Genomic DNA, 16,744 nt, shown 5'->3' on the forward strand with positions numbered 1-16,744 from the left:
CTGGGGCAATAGCCCTCTTTTTCCCCGCCCGGGGGGGGGGGCCGGGGGCCCCCCCCCCCCCCCCGGGCCCCGAGCTTTCAACACCATCTACCGGCTGACTGCGCCGGCCCTTTGTGTCCGCAGGGTCCGCCTGGGAGGGCGAGACTGCGGGGATCGCGAATGCGTGACCGGGGACCACCTTCCAATCCAAGGCCTTGCGGTACCCGGGCGGACTGCTCCCTCACCCGGGCGATCCTGATGGCGTTCGGCTCCTTACCTTCGGTTACTGGGTTGTACTGCTGAATCGGTACTGCTCGCGGCCCCTCCGGGTCGCGTCGTGCTGACCTGCTCGCATGGCAGTTCGTGTCTGCCGTGCCCACTTGGACTTCCTGGGTACAGCAAGAACGGTACCCCCACCACACCCCAATGTCTACTGCCGTCATGACAGATTTTCTCTGTGATCGATGCTCGGGCATCTTCCTCACTGGCATGCGGAAGAGTGGTGCCCCTGATCGAGCTCCGGCCCGGCCGGTTCACCTGCGGCTGCGCTCTCGACGCCTGCGCGGGACGTCGACGCCACCTACGGCCTCCTGTGGTGGCCGCGGCGGAGAAACGGCTTCCCTCCACCACTCGTCGACTCGGGTGCGCGTCACTGCGCACGCGACGGATCAGTCGACATCAGGGGAAACGCGGTGATCGCGCGCTGTGTGGTGCTCGATGCGCCCGCCGGCCTCGGGTTCTCCCTCGCTTTCGTCCCAGTCGCCAAGTCCCTGCCCCCGCAAGGTCCCTGCCGTCCCGTCCGCGCAGCCCGCGCGCTCGCCGACAGTGCGTCCGAGTAAAGCCGTTGAGCTGCCCGACCTGCTTTAGGCATGATCAACTGTGCACACCTACCTGGAGACCGAGCGCCTGACCCTGCGCCGCTTCACTACCGACGACGCGGACCTGCTGATCGAGTTGGACAGCGACGCCGCGGTGATGCGCTATCTGACCGGGGGTGAACCGACCGCGAGATCATCCGCGAGCGCCACCTGCCGAACATCATCGCCGGCTACGAGAGGTGGCGCGGCGATCTTGGACTGTTCGCCGCGCACGAGAAGGACGGCGGCGCGTTCATCGGCTGGTTCTGCCTGCGTCCCGAGTCTCAGGGCCCGCTGGACGAGGTCGAACTCGGCTACCGGCTACGGCAGGCGGCTTGGGGCAAGGGTTATGCCACCGAAGGCTCGCGGGCTCTGCTGGGCAAGGCGTTCACGGAGCTCGGTGTGCGCATGGTCTGGGCTGAGACGATGGCCGTGAACCACGGTTCGCGCACAACATCATGGAGAAGCTCGCCGTCGCCACTGCGCGAACGGCCGTTCTGTATCCACGCCGTTGAAACCGGCGGGTGAACGGCACAAGTCGCACCAGCGGTTGCCATCGCGCGGGGTGCGATGCCGGCGCGGACGCGGGAAGCTTCCTTGGCGAACACGTCTCTCACGTGGCGCACCTTGATCGTCAAGGGTCCGCGTTCGTCGCCGCCAGGCACGGTCAAGCAGGCCGTACGTTCGTGTACGCGTTGCTCATCTCGCAGAAGGCCCGCACCCGGGGCTTGCGTTCCAGGCAGCCGGACACCGGCCGGGTGCCCATGCCCATCAGCGCGGAGGATGGGAAAGGCCCGTGTGACCGGGCCTTTCCCGTCTCTCAGCGGGGACAGGACGTGAAGGTGCGACCTGTGGGTCATGGGCCCAGCGAGCTACCGGGCCGCTCCGCCCGCGTCGGTGCCGCCGCTTTCCGCATGAGTGGGACGGGGCAGGGCGGTGACGTCAGCCCCGGACGATGTTCTCCGCCTGAGGCCCCTTCTGTCCCTGTGTCACATCGAAGGTGACCTTCTCGCCTTCCACCAACTCGCGGTAACCGTTCCCGGCGATGTTGGAGTAGTGCGCGAAAACGTCCGGTCCGCCGCCGTCCTGGGCGATGAAGCCGAAGCCCTTCTCGGCGTTGAACCACTTCACGGTGCCGCTGGCCATGCTGTTGTCCTTCGTTCTCGCCGGGGCAGGCCCGGCTGGTGGTGAGGGGCGCCCGCACAGGGACACCCGGCGTCCTTTCTACCCGAGGCACCTGCGGGTTATCCGACTTTCCGCTCGCACCGCTCACGGGAATCGGCCGTCCTGACGCTTCCTGCCGCCCCGGTTCGACGACAGGGCGCGTACCCCCAGACGCTCGCCGTTCTGGGCAGGGTGGGTTCATCCGCGACGATGTGGATGCTCTGCCGGTCCCGCTCATCCAGCGCGGTGATCAGCGAGGGCCAGCACAAGGCAGCCCTTCACCGGTTCGAAGACCAGGCTTTCGAGTAGGGACGAAGCCCTGCGGCGGCCGCACCGTGCGACGCCGGTGAGAGAGACCTCTCCCGGCAAGGAGGCCCGTCCGTTGACCGGCTGGACGCAGACGCCCGAAGTCTGAGCCGTGACGCGGCCCTGACCAGGTATGGCTCTCGTCCGAGAGCGCGCGCGGTGTGAGGGGTCAAATGATGGGTTGATCAGTTCGGTGACCGGGCGCGGTACGGGTCGGTTGGCTCGCTCGGCTGTACGCGGCCCCGTCTTCGGAGAGTGACTGTGCCCCGCGGTTGATCAGGATCCGCTTGCCGCACATCGATAAGTCCCAGCGCAGGGGCATCGATTCGTCGTGGTCGGCGCTCGACCCTTCAGTCCTGTGGCCGCAACGCCGACTTGGTGGCCGTCTCGCGTTCGCGGCCACCGAGTCGGCACCTCTCTCAGGTCCTAGTCCCACACTGAAGTCTTCCTCAGAAGTCCCTGAACGGGCTGAGGCACACAAGGTGGCCGGGGACGATCGTCTTGACGATCACCACACGGTCGTCAAACCGGAAAATCCGGATCACCACGTGGCGGTGCACGAAGAAGCAGAACCGGTGGTGCCGGTGCAGCCGGAAGATACGGCTGTGGTTCCGGTCACCGGACCCGTGGTTTGTCCGGACGTCGCCGAACCCGACCGCGTTGTCTTCGCCGTGGCCGACCCGCCCCCCGTTGTCGGATCCAGAAGCCGTTCCAGGCTGCGGCATGGTGCTGGTAGTGGGCGGAGCCGGGCTGGGTTGCGGGTCTGCCATAGCGGGTGCCGCCCCCGTGAAGGCCACTCCGGCTGCCACGAGGGGGATGATCGTGGCTGTTGAGAGACGCACAGTACGTGACCTCCTAATATGGTTTGCCACATATGCCATCTCGTGTACGTATCTGGCGTCCGCAGAGATTGCGCTGGTGACACGTCCGGGGCAGCGGTGCCCCTCCGCACAGGGGAAGGCGATTCCCGAGTGCCGTGGTCCGCCGCTGAGGCGAGTATGGAACGGGTGCCGTGCGTGCCCCTGAGGGCATCCGAGCGCGAGGTATCTGGACGATGGTGAATCGGCGTCGCGGGAGAACGCTGTGCCGACGGGCCCAGGTGGGTGCCGCGGTGGTGTATCTGGGTGTGCTCGGGGCGGTGCTGCCTGGGTGCGCCGGCACGGGCGCCGCGACCAGCAGCCCGTCCGCCGAGGCGTCGCTCGCCCCCACGCCGCCGAAGCAACCGCCACCTCAATTGACGCGGGCGCAGGTGGGAGACGCCGTGGGCCGGCTCGACGGCCTGGTGGGGGACGCGATGCGCAAGACGGGGGTGCCGGGGGTCGCCGTGGGCGTCGTCCACCAGGGCAAGGTCGTGTACGCGAAGGGCTTCGGCGTCCGTGAGCTGGGCAAGAGCGGCAAGGTCGGTCCCGGGACGGTCTTCCAGCTGGCGTCTTTGTCCAAGCCGCTGTCATCCACCGTCGTCTCCGGGGCCGTAGGGCGCAGGGTGGTCGGCTGGAACGACCGGATAGTCGTCCATGATCCGGGCTTCGCGCTCAAGGACCCGTACGTGACGGCGAACGTGACGGTCGCGGACCTGTTCTCCCACCGCAGTGGACTGCCCGACCACGCCGGTGACCTGCTGGAGGACCTTGGCTACCAGCGCGACTACATCCTGCGGCACCTGCGGCTCGAGCCGCTGACCGCGTTCCGCGCGACCTACGCCTACACCAACTACGGCCTCACCGAGGCGGGCGTGGCGGTGGCCGACGCGGCGAGGACCAGTTGGCCGCGGCTGGCGGCGGACACGCTGTTCAAGCCCCTGGGTATGGGTCACTCCAGCTACGAGCGTGCCGACTACGACAAGGCCGCGGACAAGGCGTCCGCCCACGTGGAGGTCGACGGACGCTGGAAGCCCTCCACCACCGAGAACGCCGACAGCCAGGCGCCCGCGGGCGGTGCCAGTTCGAATGTCGACGATCTCTCCCAGTGGATGCGCCTGCAACTGGCCAACGGCGCGTTCGACGGGAAGCGGCTGGTCGACCCGGCGGCCCTGGACCAGACCCGTATCCCGCACGCCGTGGCGATGGACCCACTCGCCCCGGCAGGTGAGCCGGGCTTCTACGGGCTCGGTTGGAACGTCGGGTACGACGAGCGCGGACGGCTGCGCCTGAACCATTCCGGCGCCTTCGACCTGGGCGCCGCGACCGAGGTCACCCTGCTGCCCAGCGAACGGCTCGGCATCGTGGTGCTGACGAACGGGCAGCCCATCGGCGTGCCGGAGGCGGTGGCCGCCGCGTTCTTCGACATCGCCCAGAACGGCAAGCAGACCGTCGACTGGCTGGCCTTCTACCGAAAAGTGGTGCAGGCCGCCGCCTACACGGGTCTCTCCCCGACGAACTACGCCGAGCCGCCCGCCAAAGCCGCCCCGGCCCGGGCCGACGACGTCTACACGGGCACCTATGCGAACGAGTACTACGGGCCGCTCACCGTCACCCGTGACAACAGCGGCAAGCTGAGCATGACGCTGGGCCCGCTGAAGATGTCGTTCCCCCTGAGGCATTACACCGGTGACACCTTCAGCTACCGGACACAGGGCGAGAACGCTGTCGGCCTGTCCGGCGTCACGTTCCACACCCGTTCCGGCAAGGCCACGAGCGTCACCGTCGAGCACCTCGACGCCAACAAACTGGGCACCTTCAGCCGCTGACGGCCTTTGGCCCGAGGCCCCGAGGGCACGACCACCGTCACAGGGCCGGCAGAGCGCGACATGGCGCGTCGACGATCACGCTGATCGCCCACCCCGAGGTGGAGCATCCTCACGACCACGGCCGGTGAGGCGGTGAAGGACAGGAATACCGCGGTCATGACGAACGCCGCAGCAAAGATCACGCGCGCCATCGCGGACAGCCCCTCCCCCGCAGCGAGCCGGTGGTCGCCGGTCGGGTGCCAGACCTCGGCGACTGGGGACAGCAGGAAGATCTCGCAGTCCCTGGACACCGCAGGCCCCCCCACAGCACGAGCCGCTGAGCCGCGCGTGCCGCCGGTAAGGGAGGCCGACCAGGCAGTGGTGCCGGCCGGCGGGCGTCGAACCCCTTGCGGTACCCGGCCGTCCGGCGGATCCGGGCGATCATCCGGGCTGTGCCGGTCTCCCGGAACAGCTCGACCGTCCGGGGCGAAGGCCGGCACGTCCACCGGTTCAGCTGTGCCCGCGCCGGCCGCCCCCAGGGCCAACCGGCGCGGGCCCGCGACGTTCCACGAGGCGACCGACGCACGCTGGACGCGCGGCGGGGGCGGAATTTCAGCCCTGCCGGGCCTTGAAGCGGGGGTCCTTCTTGTTGATGACGAAGGCCACGCCCCGTCGGCGCACCACTTGGGCGCCGGGCCGGGTCTTCAGTGACCGCGCAAGGGACGTGCGCACCTTCCTGAGGGGCTCCTCTTGGGCAGATCGAACGGGCCCGCGGTCAGTGGCGGGCCGAGGTGGTATGGCCGTAGCGCCGCTCGAAGCGCTGCACGCGGCCCGCGGTGTCCACGACGCGTGCGTTGCCGGTGTAGAACGGGTGGCTCGCCGACGAGGTCTCGACGTCGACGACCGGGTAGGTGGTGCCGTCCTCCCACTGGACCGTCTGCCGGGTGTCGATGGTCGAGCGGGTGAGCAGGTGGAACCCCGCCGCCCGGTCGCGGAAGACGACGGGGCGGGAGACGGGGTGGATGCCGGGCTTCATGGAATGTCCCTCCTTGGGAACCTCCGTCGCCGGGCGGCGAAGGCGGGTGTCAGCGCTCCTCGCGGAACGGGACGTGCTTGCCGATCACGGGGTCGTACTTGCGCAGGACCAGCCGGTCGGGATCGTTGGTACGGTTCTTGCGGGTCACGTGGACGGCTCCGGTACCGGCCGTCGACCTCAGCGTGACGACGGGCCGCGCGGTGCTGCGTGCCATGAGGGGGCTCCTTCCCTTGTCCCACACCCCGAGTCGATTGACTCAGCCATGCCAGACAGCCATGTCAACCACACCACCCGCCAGCGCATTCCCGCCGGTCAGCGACCTCAACGAGTGCACGTCCTCCACGACGGAGGCTGTGAACCGCTGACACAGGGTGTTCCCCCGCGGAACCCTCACCGCAGCGACCGACACCTTGTCGCATCCGGCTCGCGTGGTGGGCCTCCAGCCCCGAACTCGAGGTGCGGGTCCGAACACGAGGGTGCGGGGGCGCCAGGTCATGAGTGCGGGCACGAGCCCCTGTGCCGCCTCCGGCAACTGATCCTCAGGCGGGGCGCTCGGCCATGACGATGAGACCCGGCCCGCTGAACTCATCTGCCGGGAGCCGAAGTTCGGCGACGGGGCGCAGTCCGGCCTGCTCGATCAGGCCGACGAACTGTTCCGGCTGCCATTTGTGCGTCGTCCAGCGGACGGGCACACCTCCGTAGGCCTCCGTGCGCACCACATCCTCCTCACCGACGTGCGTTCCGGTGATGAAGTGCCCGCCGGGCTTGAGGGCTCGCGCGAACAGGGCGAGGACCTGAGGAAGGACGTCGCGCGGGAGGTTGAACAGTGACCACCACCCGAGTACGCCGCCGAGGGACGCCTCTTCAAGGTCGAGGTCGGTGGCGGAGGCGATGTGGAAGCGGCAGTGCGGATACAGACGGCGGGCGTTTTCGATCATGCCGGGCGAGAGATCGACTCCGGAGACGTCGAGTCCGCGTTCGGCGAGGTAGGCGGTCACTGTTCCGGGCCCGCATCCGACGTCGAGGACGGGCCCGAACTCGCTCACGGTGTCGGCGAAAGCGTCGATCGATGCCTTGAGCCAGGGATGGCGACGGATGTCGCCCATTCCCGTCGTCGCCACCATCTCGGCGTAGTTGTCGGCCACCCGGTCATAGGACTCACGGACTACGTCGAGATCGGCCGGTCGGTCGATTTGGTGTGCACGCATCAGCCAACGATAGGGCGAGGAGTTCGCTGGGGCAGGAGGTGAAACAACTCGGTTATGTGGACAGGACACCGTTGTGTCGCGGCCGAACGTCGCGGGCACTGGGCCGGCTGTGGCAGCTTGCTGCGCGGGTCGCCCGGGACTCGCTCACGTCACATCGCAGACCTGGCGGGAAACCGCGATACTGCACCCGCACCTCGATCGTCTTCTGCCCGGCCGCGACAAGGTCGAAGCAACGTCGGTAGAGGTTCAGTTCACGGACGCGCGCGGCAGCAGGTTCCGTCATCGGGCGGAGACGCTCCTGGGCGGTTCCTGCGGATCAAGCCCGTTCGATGTCTCTGGTCAATAAGATCTCGGATCTGTCGGGCGGGCGACCTACGCTGAGCCCCGTCCGCACTATCTGGGAGAAGCATGACAAGCAGGTTCACCGAGTTGACCGTTGACTGCCATGATCCGGAGAGGCTCGCGGCCTTCTGGTGCGAGGTCCTGGACTTCAAGGTGATCGACCGGAGCGAGGGCAAGGTCGAGATCGGCTCTTGGGTGCCGACCGTCGAGGATGTCCGGGCCCGACAGATGCCGCCCACTCTGGTGTTCATCCGTGTGCCTGAGGGCAAGACCGTCAAGAACCGGCTTCACCTCGACGTCAGCCCGATCGACGGCAGCACCGAGGACGAGGTGACCAGACTGCTTGGTCTCGGCGCCGTCAAGGTGGACGTGGGCCAGGGCCCGGACCGGAACTGGGTGGTCATGGCCGACCCCGAGGGCAACGAGTTCGACGTCCTGCGCACTCTGGCACCGCAGGACTAGGCCGCCTTCCTCGGATCACCTTTCCGACCAGATGAAGAGAGCGGCGATGTGCAGTCCGGCGAGGTAGAGGGTGGCGGTCTTGTCGTATCGGGTGGCCCGACCGCGCCACGGCTCGATCTTGTTGATGCACCGTTCAACCGTGTTCCGCTGCTTGCAGGCGTCGCGGTCGAAGGCTGGCGGACGGCCGCCGCGCCGGCCGAGCCGCTTGCCATTCGCGGCCTGGCCGGCCGGCTGTGGGATCACCGACCGGATTCCGTGCCGTCGCAGGTGACTGCGGATCGCCCGAGACGAAAACGCGAGCGGCCGCTCTCGCTGCCGTCCCTGCACCGGCACCGACGTCATCGGCGGCGAGCTCATCTCTGGTGAGAGCACCGTTTCGGCAGGTCAAGCGGCTTGCCGGGGCGTTGAGGTACGTTCGTCACGGTGATAGCGGGATGCCTTGGTCGGCGCCTGCGGGCTGGGTCACTGCTCTGTTCTAGAGTCCAGGATCGTGACGACTCTCATGATCGATGCAGGTGCGGTTTCGCCGACTGCTCCAGTGACGCGGACCGGCGGTGTGCCTCTGGCGCCGGCCGAAACTCCCTGGCCCTGCTGTGCTTCGTGCAGCGGCCCGATGCAGTTCCTCGCCCAGGTGGTCCTGGACGACCTTCAGGATGGACCTGAACACCGGGGATTCCTCGCACTGTTCGCATGCCAGAACGATCCGGGAATGTGCGGCGACTGGGAGCGCGACTCCGGCGGGAACCAGGCTTTGCTCTTCCCGGCGGACGGCCTTGAGCCGTTGGCGCAGCCCGCCGACGATGTCGATGAGGCCCTGCTTCTGCTCGGTTCCGTTCGAGCAGTCAGCTTGGTGCAGATGGACCAACCCGATTATGACCAGGCCGGCGAGGAGTGGACAGCGAGAAGCGACCGTCCCAGGTCATCCGTGCTCGGACAGCTGGGCGGAGAACCGGCCTGGATTCAGAACGACGAAACCCCGTCCTGCCCGTCATGCGCCTTGCCCATGCCACTGATCGTCCAGCTCGAGGAAGGCCCTGACCACAGCACCGCCATGAACTTCGGCGGCTGCGGCAGCGGCTACGCGTTCGCCTGCGAGCCCTGTGGCCACGCGAAGCTTCTGTGGCAATGCTGAGCCGGCCACGCACAGACGCGCCGCTGCCCCGCCGAAACACGGCGGAGCACCCGTGATCCACCGGACGTCTCAGAATGTCGTGACGCTCGTGGAACGGTGGCGTGGCTGTCCGGCTGCCGCCGCCTGCACCGGCGTTGGGAGCGCAAGGCCGAACACTTCCTGGCTTTCGCCTGCATCGCCTTCGCCTTGATCTGCTCTCGCCGGCTCCGCCGGGGGGTTTTGCGCTCAGGAACAGTCAAACCAGTGGCCAATCGGACGATCAGGGCATGACCGGCACTCGAATATGTACACGCCGCCCGCATCGCCCAGCATCAGGCCCGCCGCGTCGTGGGCTGCGAGACCCTCCTCGCTGCGATGCGGCTCATGGCCGTCGACGGCCCCACGGTCCTCAACCGGAAGCCACGTGCGCCACGACTCCCCGTCATACTCCCAGCCGGCCACGGTGAGCAGGTGGTCCATACGCCGTCCACACGCCGCGCAGTCCGGCCAGACTGGTTCCTGGGTCCAGCCGGGATAGCCGCCGAGTTTGATGCCGGGGGCGTCGGCGAGGTGGTACCAGTACAGCCAGCCGGTCTCCCGCTCCAACTGATCGAATCGGTCTCGTAGCCTGCTGTGGAGGTCCTCCGGCAGATCCCAGCTGGGGTACTCCGCCACCTGCTCGGGGTGGACCACACAGGGGCTGGGCACGTAGTCCTTCGGTGCGTCGGTGGGTGCGGCAGGAGTGGCCTTCACCGGGCCAACCGGCCGGGAATCTCGCCAGTGGACCTGCGGCAGGGGATAGCAGAACTCCCCGTGGTCGAACGGGCACCACAGAACTTGCAGGAGGTCACACCCCGGCCGGAACGGGACGCTGGGTGCATCCGCCTGATAGACCTGCACAATCGGCACGAGAGGCACCTCGGCCTCATGAGGCGTGTTGCTGCCGATGTCGTAGTGCTCCTCAGCGCACACAGGCCAGGGCTCATCTTCCGGCCACAGCAACGGTCCCCCGACCGAACTGTCGTGACAGGACGGGCGACCCGCCCGAGGATGAAGCCGTACCGTCTCCCGGCGCAACGGCCCCAGTTCGGGAAACAGCCGTTCTACGGCCACTGGGCGGGGCGGGGTACGACGGCTCACCAGCATCTCCAATGCGTTGTCCCTGAAGAACGCATGGACTCTACGGCCCGAGTCTGACATCCGGCCCCCGCCTCCACTCAGGCAGGCGGGCACTCGCCGAGCACCACTTCAGACGACGTCTGAGCAGGCTCCCCGCGTGACAGAGGCGTCCACGCCGGCTGTCGTCAGCCGCTATCACGCCCGGATGGTGAACTGGACGCGGACGCACGACTGCTCCGGCGATGCCGATCGCGCCCCTGCGCTTCCGGGGCGGGTGGAGGTCGAGGACAGTGCCGAAGCACGGGAGGAGCCGGGCCGGCTGACCCTCGCACACGACCCCGTCTCCCCCGCCGGCTTCGTCGCCCTGCCGCGCCTGGTGCACCTTTCCTCGAGGATCGGGCGCTGAGGCCGGGGCCTGGAGCAGTTCCGCAGCGCCGGCTGTCAAACCCTCTCACCACACTGAGATCCGAGCGGACGCGTACGCGCTTGGGCCCATCTCAGGAGGCCGACGCGAGCGTTGTGACGTCCAACGCCGTCAGGTGAGCTGGGCGGTGAAGGCCATGCCGGCGCGAACTGAGCCGCTTGAGGTGGCATCGCAGTGCGGTCGGCGCGTGAAGGCAGGGCCTCGCGGTAGCTCGGAACTGTCGAGGCCAACGAGCTGATCCAAAGGCCCTGTTGCCGCAGTCTTTCGTGCTCGCGTGTGCTGAGTCCAACTCGGGTTCGTCGTGTGACTGCCTCGCGCACAGGTCCGGCAATGCGGCGAACGGCCCAGACCGCGCCCCTTGTTATGGCACGGAGTGGAGTTGGGAGCTGGAGACTTGGCAGTCCGGCATCGAGGACTGCTGTCAGTGGGCTCTGCGATCGTGAGCGTCGTGGATGAAGTCGTGGAACGTGTTGATGCACAGGACCGTGTGCTGGGGCCGGTGAGTCGGAGAGACGCCGTCCGGGAAGGCTGGCTGCACCGGATTGCCGTGGTCGTGTGTCACGACCGGCACGGTCGGATCCTCGTCCATCGGCGTGCTGAGCAGGTGCCCCGATTCCCGGGGTATTACGAGGTCGGAGTCGGTGGAGCCCTGGGAGTCGGGGAGTCTTATGAGCAGGCGGCTACCCGTGAGCTGGAGGAGGAACTGGGGGTGTCGGCGGCAGTGCGCTTTCGGTTCAAGTTCCTTAACCGAAGCGGGCTGAGCCCTCACTGGCTTGGGGTGTGCGATGCCGTCGTTCCGGGGGCTGTCATGCCGAACTCGAATGAGGTCGCCTGGCACGGCTGGCTGAGTGATTCCGATCTGCCGCGGATCCTTCGGGAGTGGACTTTCACTCCCGACAGTCCGGAGATCCTGGACCGGTACTTCGCTGGTCGCGCTGATGGGACGTCTGCGCAGGGACCGTGCTCTTGAGCTGGGTCAGAAGGCTTCTGCTCACCGATCAACGGGCTTGTCCGGTCGAACAAGGTTCCTGACCGGGTGATCGCGCCGGGGGCGGTGAGACGAACAGACGAACCACGCCCCTCTCTCCCAATACAACCCCCACGCATCTCTCAGACGCCATCCGCTTTCCGAACGTGAGCGTTTGGTTCGGGCTGGGTGGGCATGAACTCCTGCTGGCGGCGTCGTGGCTTGTCCTTCAGTCGCCAGCGGCATGGTTCCCCTCCCCCGTAACGCTGGTAGAGAGCGGAACAGCTGACAGGCCTGCCCCGGCCGGCGGACGGTGAGCTGCAGTCCGCCAAGTGGTCACTGGGTGACGAGGCTGATGGGGTGGCTGGCATCGCGGGGACAGGCAGCGATGGTGAGTCGGCCGCGGCCCGGCGATACGCCGGTGGGGATGTTGGCGTCCATGATGTCCGCGTGCGGCCGGTCTTCGAGTGGGATCCAGCTTGCGGTGCCGGGATCCCATTCGCGCTCGTCGACGGTAAGGAGAGGGTGGAGTTCCGTATCGCACTCCGGGCAGGTCAGCGGCTGGGGGGCAGTGAGTCGCCAGGCGATGTGGCCGCCAATCTTCCAGCCGGGGGCGGTGGACAGGTCGTAGATGTACTGGGGGTGGTCGTCGTCCTCGGGGCCTTCCCATGCGTCGATGCGGGCCTGCAGGGATTCCGGGAGGACGCTCAGGTAGGGGTGCTCGACGATGTCCTCGGGGTGCAGAACGCAGCGGGAGGGCACGAGTTCTGGGCGGCCGACGACCTCGGGGGCCGGCTGCTCCTGCAGAAGCGGTCCGACATCTTCCAAGTGGCGCCAGCGCAGGTGTACGTGGGGGTCGTGCCGGCTGTCGCCGTGTTTTTCGAAGGGGCACCAGAACACCTGGAGCAGGTCCTCCCCCTCCCCTGTTTCCGGCAGACCGGGAACGTCACGGCGGTACAGCTGGGCCACGGCCAGCATCGGGATGGGGTCGGTGTCGGCCAGGTGCGGGGCATGGCGGCCGCGTTTGAAGCCGGCGAGGACGGTGGATTCCTCGTCGTCGGGTCCGGACTGCGGGTCACGCTGCCAGGCGCGCGCGAGGATGTCGCGTTCCTGCAGGACGTCGGTGAGCCGGTAGCCGCTGCTTCGTCTGTGCGGGAGGGTGCAGACGGGCCAGGGTTCGCCTGCCGGCCACAGCATGGGGCCGGCCACGGAGCTGTCCTGCGCCGTGGGTGCGCCGCGGCGGGGGTGCAGGCGGGTCGCCGGTCGGCGCATGCGGGCCAGTTCGGGGAAGGCGGCTTCCACGTCGGCGGGGCGCGGCGGGGTGGTACGGGGCATGAGCCTTGGCTCCCGGGGCTCGGTGGGCGGTTCAGGAGGGCCGGGACCGCAGGCGGCGCACCATGCGGGCGTCCTCGAAGCCCACCTGCCGGGCCGCGGACTCGACGGTAGTGCCTTGGCTGATCAGGTGTTCGGCCCGCTCCAGGCGCAGGGTCTGCTGGTAGCGCAGCGGGGTGAGGCCGCCGGTGGCCCGGGAGAACTGGCGGGTGAGTGTGCGGGCGCTGACGCCGGCGTGGGCGGCCAGGCGCGTGAGGGGCAGCGGCTCGGCGTAGTGGGTGTCGATCAGGTCCTGGACTTGGTGCACGGTGTCGTCGACGTGGCTGCGGTGCCGGAGCATGGCGCTGGCCTGGGGTTCGTTGCCGTTGCGGCGCGTGTAGATCACCATTTCGCGGGCCACCCGGGCGGCCAGGGCGGGTCCGTGGCGTGCGGCCAGCAGGTGCAGGGCCAGGTCGATGCCACTGGCGATGCCGGCGGAGGTGACGACCCGGTCGTCGGCCGAGAACAGGACGTCGCGGACCACCGTCGCCCGTGGGTGGCGGGCGGCCAGTTCGTCCTGGAGCTGGTGGTGTGTGGTGCAGCGGCGGCCGTCGAGCAGCCCGGCCTGTCCCAGGGCCTCGGCTCCGGCGCAGACGCTGGCGACGGTGCCGCCCGCGGCGTGGTGCGCGCGCAGCCGGCCGGCGGTCTCAAGGCTGATGAGGGGCCCTCCCCTGAGAGTGGGCGCGCTCCATCCGGGGACCACGACCAGGTCGTCCGGGCCGAGGTCGGGCCAGGTGGTCCGGGCGGTCAGCGGCAGGCCCTGCGCGCTGCGTATCTGGGGTTCCTCGGCGACGTAGTCGAGGTCGTACGGCTGCCCGAAGGCCCCTGCCGTGGAGAAGACCTGGGCCGGGCCGGCCAGGTCGAGCAGGTGGACTGCGGGCAGCAGGACGAAGACGACACGGCTCATACCGGTGATGCTGCCAGCTCATCCACCGTGGCGATCCGCGCGAAGCGGCCTTGCAGGACGGCCAGGGTGCGTTCGGTGATCGCCTCGGCGCTGAGGTCGCCGATCGGGTTGGTCGTGGTCGCATCCGCCACGAACACGACCTCGTATCCCAGGTCGCTGCCGATCCGGGCGGTGGTCTCGACACACTGCTCGGTCCGGATCCCGCAGACCCACAGCTCGCCGACCCCGGCCTCGGTGAGCCGCTGCTGCAGATCGGTGGTGGTGAACGCGTTGTGCGAGGTCTTGTACAGCACCGGCTCTCCCGGCAGCGGCTGCTCCAGCTCCTTCAGCAGCCGGACGTGCCCCGCCTCCGGGTCGAACACGTCACCGCTGCCGGGCTCGGTGTGCAGCACCCAGACCAGCAGGTCACCGTTGTCCCGCGCGATCCGCACCAGCCGGTTCACCGGCTCGGCGATATCGGGGTTGGCGATCTGCTCCCACAGGGGGCGGGCGCGGAAGGATTCCTGGACATCGATCACGATCAAGGCTCGTCTCATGCCCACCAGTGTGACCAGGGCGTACCCGGGGCCGGCAGGCATGATCGGGGCCGAGACCGGAACGATCCGGTCATCTGCCATGGAGCGCCCCAGGAGGTCCTACAGGCGTGTGCGGCCGCAGCCACAGGTCAGCTGGTCAGCTCGCTGGGCGGAACCGTCACCGTCGGGTGCTGTCAGACGGATCGTTGGGCGCCGTAGTAGCCGTGGCGCATCCGGTACCTCATGGGGTCGGTACCGTCCGCTTGGATGTGCTCGATCAGCGTCGATCTCAGCGGCTCGGGCACGTCCCTACCCAAGAACCGCACTGACAAGCCCTCGATCACATGACCCGATCAGTCCCACCAGTTGAACATCAGCTCGCCGACCGTGCCGGGACGCCAGTGACGCACCCCGAAGGCCACGCGCTCATCGAGCGGTCCGTCGATGCCGTACTCGGCCGGGAGGCCACACTCGTCAGCTGCCTGTCGGCACGCGAACGCACCGCGTTCATGGAGCTGCTGGACAAACTGATGGCCGACGTCCGCCGGCGCACGGCCCCCGAGGAGCGCTGAACCGGCCGCCCGGCGTTCGCCCCGCTTGCGGTGCACCCGCCTGCCCGGCGGGCGGACGACGGCCTCCCGGACAAGCACGGCACGCGCCCGGGCCTGGTATCTGCGCCTGCTTCCTTTAGCAAGGCGCGCGCCTACTGCGGCGTGTGCGGCACCGCGACAGGTTCTGGTTTCGGACGTCGGCGGCGAGGATAAGCTCGCCCGGATCGACCAGCGGCCTGGAGTGCTTCAATTTCGCCGAGCTGTCCTTCGCGTTGGGCGGTGTAATCGTCGGTCTCGGTGTGCCTAGGGCCAGGAGCGAATATCCGTGAGCGGCGCTGCCGATCGGGAAGAGGCAGGGCCCGCGATGAGCACGTGGCCGATCGAGCGCCTTCAGGCGTTCATCACGGACGCTCGCGACCGGGGGCAGCTTGAAGCGGCTCGTGTCGTCGCTCAGCAGCACGTCTACTACGACGTTGACCAGCCGCGGGAGGTGCGGCGGCAGTGGGCCAAGGTGTCACTGCTGGCGAACCGGCGCATGCGCGGTGACGGTCCCGGAGATCCCGCGCGCGAGGTCCAGCAGGACTTCATGCTCCGCATGTGGGTCATCGACCACCTCGGCGGCAACGAGGATCCGGACTGGAGCCCCGAGGGGTTGGCAGCCGACACCCTCGACGCACTGGCTCTCGCGCCATCAGACGCCGGCACGCTCGCCGGGAACTGGCGTGGGCTTCCCGTCGAGCAGATCCGCGAGCTACGGCGTCACAAGAACCTGACAACCCACCTGGACAGGCTCATCAGCCACCTGCCGTCCGATCGAACACGGGACCAGCTTCTTATGTGGATCGAGACCCGCCGGCTCCTGCCCTAACCTGTTGGCGTGGAGGAGGCAGCGCTGCTCATTTTGGAGTGGCTCGGCGAGCAGGGCGTGGGAGCCATGATCCGCATCGATGCGGAACGCCTTCGAGAAGGCCGGCCGGCGTGGACCTTCGCTGCCAGCGGCGGCCCGTTGGCCACGGGCTTGAGAGCGGATGGGGCCTCGGTCGCCGAGTGCATGGGCACGGCCTTGCTGCGGCTGCGCGAGGCCGGACTGACCGTCCCCTTCTGAGCATGAGCGGCGCACCCGCCCTCGAACCACGCCGGCTCTGATCGCTCGTACGAGAACACCGGGGACGCGGACGCGGCCTTGGCTCGCGATGGCGTACCGCGGCGCGGGCACCACCGTCGAGGACACCCCGGCAGTCGACGCCGGCGCCGTCGCCCGCGCATTTTTGTGCCTGTCACCGGGTGCACGGGTCCGCGGGGCCGGCGCGCTCCTCTGAGGCTCCTCAAGTCGCTTGGCGCGCCGGCAACATGAGGGTCAGGCTGATGTTCATGACGGGAATTATGGGACTGAGCAGGAAGAACAACGTCGTGCTGACCGTTCGGGACGCCGACGTGGTCGCGGCAACCCTGCGTCAGGCGCTGGAACAAGCCTCACCCCTGGAGCGCCCGGGTCTGGAACGTGCCGCCGCTCTCGTGGAGGCCACCGCCGCCGCGACCGAGAGTCAACTGCGGGCCCGCTGGGTCCGCTTGCGGCTGGCCGCCGTCGGCTTCACCGGTGACATCGCCTCGGTCGCGGCGGTGAAGGCACTGCGCCAGGCGGAGCCGAAGCTCAGCCTGCTCGCGGCGGTGCAACTGCAGAAAGAGGCAGTGGACCACCCGGAGTGATACGGCAGCCTGCGCAGCACGCGGGGTCCAGTGCCCGTGTCCCTGCCCCCATG

The 16,744-nt window shown here is 68.4% G+C and carries 20 protein-coding genes and 3 pseudogenes; 11 read left to right on the forward strand and 12 right to left on the reverse strand.

Annotation, left to right across the window (positions count from 1 at the left end):
• Nucleotides 1-858: 858 nt before the first annotated feature.
• Together AB0924_RS36845 and AB0924_RS36850 are read left to right on the forward strand one after the other, a co-directional pair.
• Nucleotides 859-957, forward strand: a pseudogene (locus AB0924_RS36845) (N-acetyltransferase); the annotation flags it as partial.
• A gap of 98 nt (nucleotides 958-1,055) precedes the next feature.
• Complete coding sequence (locus tag AB0924_RS36850; protein WP_366913825.1) at nucleotides 1,056-1,364, forward strand: GNAT family N-acetyltransferase; 309 nt, start codon at nucleotides 1,056-1,058, stop codon at nucleotides 1,362-1,364.
• A gap of 414 nt (nucleotides 1,365-1,778) precedes the next feature.
• On the opposite strand, the gene AB0924_RS36855 is transcribed toward AB0924_RS36850, so the two are convergent.
• Both AB0924_RS36855 and AB0924_RS36860 read right to left on the reverse strand, forming a co-directional pair.
• Nucleotides 1,779-1,982 (reverse strand): cold-shock protein, encoded by a 204-nt coding sequence (locus AB0924_RS36855; protein WP_358940336.1) that lies wholly within the window; start codon nucleotides 1,980-1,982, stop codon nucleotides 1,779-1,781.
• A gap of 773 nt (nucleotides 1,983-2,755) precedes the next feature.
• Nucleotides 2,756-3,115, reverse strand: coding sequence for a hypothetical protein (locus AB0924_RS36860; protein WP_358940337.1), 360 nt, complete (start codon nucleotides 3,113-3,115; stop codon nucleotides 2,756-2,758).
• A gap of 302 nt (nucleotides 3,116-3,417) precedes the next feature.
• Here AB0924_RS36860 and AB0924_RS36865 point away from each other — a divergent pair, with 302 nt between their 5' ends.
• Nucleotides 3,418-4,992, forward strand: coding sequence for a serine hydrolase (locus tag AB0924_RS36865; RefSeq protein ID WP_358940338.1), 1,575 nt, complete (start codon nucleotides 3,418-3,420; stop codon nucleotides 4,990-4,992).
• Nucleotides 4,993-5,583: 591 nt separating this feature from the next.
• On the opposite strand, the gene AB0924_RS36870 is transcribed toward AB0924_RS36865, so the two are convergent.
• The 5 genes and pseudogenes from AB0924_RS36870 to AB0924_RS36890 all read right to left on the reverse strand — a co-directional run.
• Complete coding sequence (locus AB0924_RS36870; protein WP_366913794.1) at nucleotides 5,584-5,703, reverse strand: ribosomal protein bL36; 120 nt, start codon at nucleotides 5,701-5,703, stop codon at nucleotides 5,584-5,586.
• Between the two features lie 43 nt (nucleotides 5,704-5,746).
• Nucleotides 5,747-6,007 (reverse strand): type B 50S ribosomal protein L31, encoded by a 261-nt coding sequence (locus AB0924_RS36875; RefSeq protein WP_366913795.1) that lies wholly within the window; start codon nucleotides 6,005-6,007, stop codon nucleotides 5,747-5,749.
• A gap of 49 nt (nucleotides 6,008-6,056) precedes the next feature.
• Entirely contained in the window at nucleotides 6,057-6,221 is a 165-nt protein-coding gene (gene rpmG, locus AB0924_RS36880; RefSeq protein WP_358940593.1) for a 50S ribosomal protein L33, read from the reverse strand.
• A gap of 325 nt (nucleotides 6,222-6,546) precedes the next feature.
• The gene (locus tag AB0924_RS36885) at nucleotides 6,547-7,215 is read right to left on the reverse strand and encodes a class I SAM-dependent methyltransferase (protein ID WP_366913796.1); all 669 of its coding nucleotides are present in this window, start codon (nucleotides 7,213-7,215) and stop codon (nucleotides 6,547-6,549) included.
• A 178-nt stretch (nucleotides 7,216-7,393) separates the two neighbouring features.
• Nucleotides 7,394-7,498, reverse strand: a pseudogene (locus AB0924_RS36890) (RNA-binding protein); the annotation flags it as partial.
• Nucleotides 7,499-7,623: 125 nt separating this feature from the next.
• Here AB0924_RS36890 and AB0924_RS36895 point away from each other — a divergent pair.
• A complete protein-coding gene (locus AB0924_RS36895; RefSeq protein WP_330346980.1) occupies nucleotides 7,624-8,019 on the forward strand; it encodes a VOC family protein in 396 nt (131 codons plus the stop codon).
• Nucleotides 8,020-8,034: 15 nt separating this feature from the next.
• Here the strand turns inward: AB0924_RS36895 and AB0924_RS36900 are convergent.
• A pseudogene (locus AB0924_RS36900) lies at nucleotides 8,035-8,316 on the reverse strand (transposase); the annotation flags it as partial.
• A 205-nt stretch (nucleotides 8,317-8,521) separates the two neighbouring features.
• Between AB0924_RS36900 and AB0924_RS36905 the strand changes: the two are divergent.
• Nucleotides 8,522-9,151 carry a DUF1963 domain-containing protein gene (locus AB0924_RS36905; RefSeq protein WP_366913826.1) on the forward strand — a complete coding sequence of 210 codons (630 nt, stop codon included), beginning with the start codon at nucleotides 8,522-8,524 and terminating at the stop codon, nucleotides 9,149-9,151.
• A gap of 225 nt (nucleotides 9,152-9,376) precedes the next feature.
• On the opposite strand, the gene AB0924_RS36910 is transcribed toward AB0924_RS36905, so the two are convergent.
• Nucleotides 9,377-10,039, reverse strand: a complete 663-nt coding sequence (locus AB0924_RS36910; RefSeq protein WP_366913797.1) for a DUF1963 domain-containing protein — start codon at nucleotides 10,037-10,039, stop codon at nucleotides 9,377-9,379.
• A 367-nt stretch (nucleotides 10,040-10,406) separates the two neighbouring features.
• Between AB0924_RS36910 and AB0924_RS36915 the strand changes: the two genes are divergently transcribed.
• Both AB0924_RS36915 and AB0924_RS36920 read left to right on the forward strand, forming a co-directional pair.
• Nucleotides 10,407-10,655, forward strand: a complete 249-nt coding sequence (locus AB0924_RS36915) for a hypothetical protein (RefSeq protein ID WP_366913798.1) — start codon at nucleotides 10,407-10,409, stop codon at nucleotides 10,653-10,655.
• Between the two features lie 478 nt (nucleotides 10,656-11,133).
• Complete coding sequence (locus tag AB0924_RS36920; RefSeq protein ID WP_366913827.1) at nucleotides 11,134-11,643, forward strand: NUDIX domain-containing protein; 510 nt, start codon at nucleotides 11,134-11,136, stop codon at nucleotides 11,641-11,643.
• Nucleotides 11,644-11,976: 333 nt separating this feature from the next.
• On the opposite strand, the gene AB0924_RS36925 is transcribed toward AB0924_RS36920, so the two are convergent.
• The 3 genes from AB0924_RS36925 to AB0924_RS36935 are packed head-to-tail and all read right to left on the reverse strand — an operon-like array spanning nucleotide 11,977 to nucleotide 14,454.
• The gene (locus tag AB0924_RS36925) at nucleotides 11,977-12,975 is read right to left on the reverse strand and encodes a hypothetical protein (RefSeq protein WP_366913799.1); all 999 of its coding nucleotides are present in this window, start codon (nucleotides 12,973-12,975) and stop codon (nucleotides 11,977-11,979) included.
• Between the two features lie 31 nt (nucleotides 12,976-13,006).
• Entirely contained in the window at nucleotides 13,007-13,918 is a 912-nt protein-coding gene (locus tag AB0924_RS36930; RefSeq protein WP_366913800.1) for a DJ-1/PfpI family protein, read from the reverse strand.
• Nucleotides 13,915-14,454, reverse strand: coding sequence for an isochorismatase family protein (locus tag AB0924_RS36935; RefSeq protein ID WP_366913801.1), 540 nt, complete (start codon nucleotides 14,452-14,454; stop codon nucleotides 13,915-13,917). The genes AB0924_RS36930 and AB0924_RS36935 overlap by 4 nt, the downstream gene beginning before the upstream one ends.
• Before the next feature lie 380 nt (nucleotides 14,455-14,834).
• On the opposite strand from AB0924_RS36935, the gene AB0924_RS36940 reads away from it, so the two are divergent.
• The 4 genes from AB0924_RS36940 (at nucleotide 14,835) to AB0924_RS36955 (ending at nucleotide 16,691) form a co-directional block, all read left to right on the forward strand.
• Complete coding sequence (locus AB0924_RS36940; protein ID WP_366913802.1) at nucleotides 14,835-15,005, forward strand: hypothetical protein; 171 nt, start codon at nucleotides 14,835-14,837, stop codon at nucleotides 15,003-15,005.
• Between the two features lie 304 nt (nucleotides 15,006-15,309).
• Nucleotides 15,310-15,852: a hypothetical protein gene (locus AB0924_RS36945; RefSeq protein WP_366913803.1), complete on the forward strand. Its 543-nt coding sequence runs from the start codon at nucleotides 15,310-15,312 to the stop codon at nucleotides 15,850-15,852.
• 9 nt (nucleotides 15,853-15,861) lie between these two features.
• Nucleotides 15,862-16,089 (forward strand): hypothetical protein, encoded by a 228-nt coding sequence (locus AB0924_RS36950; RefSeq protein WP_366913804.1) that lies wholly within the window; start codon nucleotides 15,862-15,864, stop codon nucleotides 16,087-16,089.
• 266 nt (nucleotides 16,090-16,355) lie between these two features.
• The gene (locus AB0924_RS36955; protein WP_366913805.1) at nucleotides 16,356-16,691 is read left to right on the forward strand and encodes a hypothetical protein; all 336 of its coding nucleotides are present in this window, start codon (nucleotides 16,356-16,358) and stop codon (nucleotides 16,689-16,691) included.
• Nucleotides 16,692-16,744 lie beyond the last annotated feature (53 nt).

The organism is Streptomyces sp. NPDC047869, assembly GCF_040704065.1.
GTDB lineage: Bacteria > Actinomycetota > Actinomycetes > Streptomycetales > Streptomycetaceae > Streptomyces.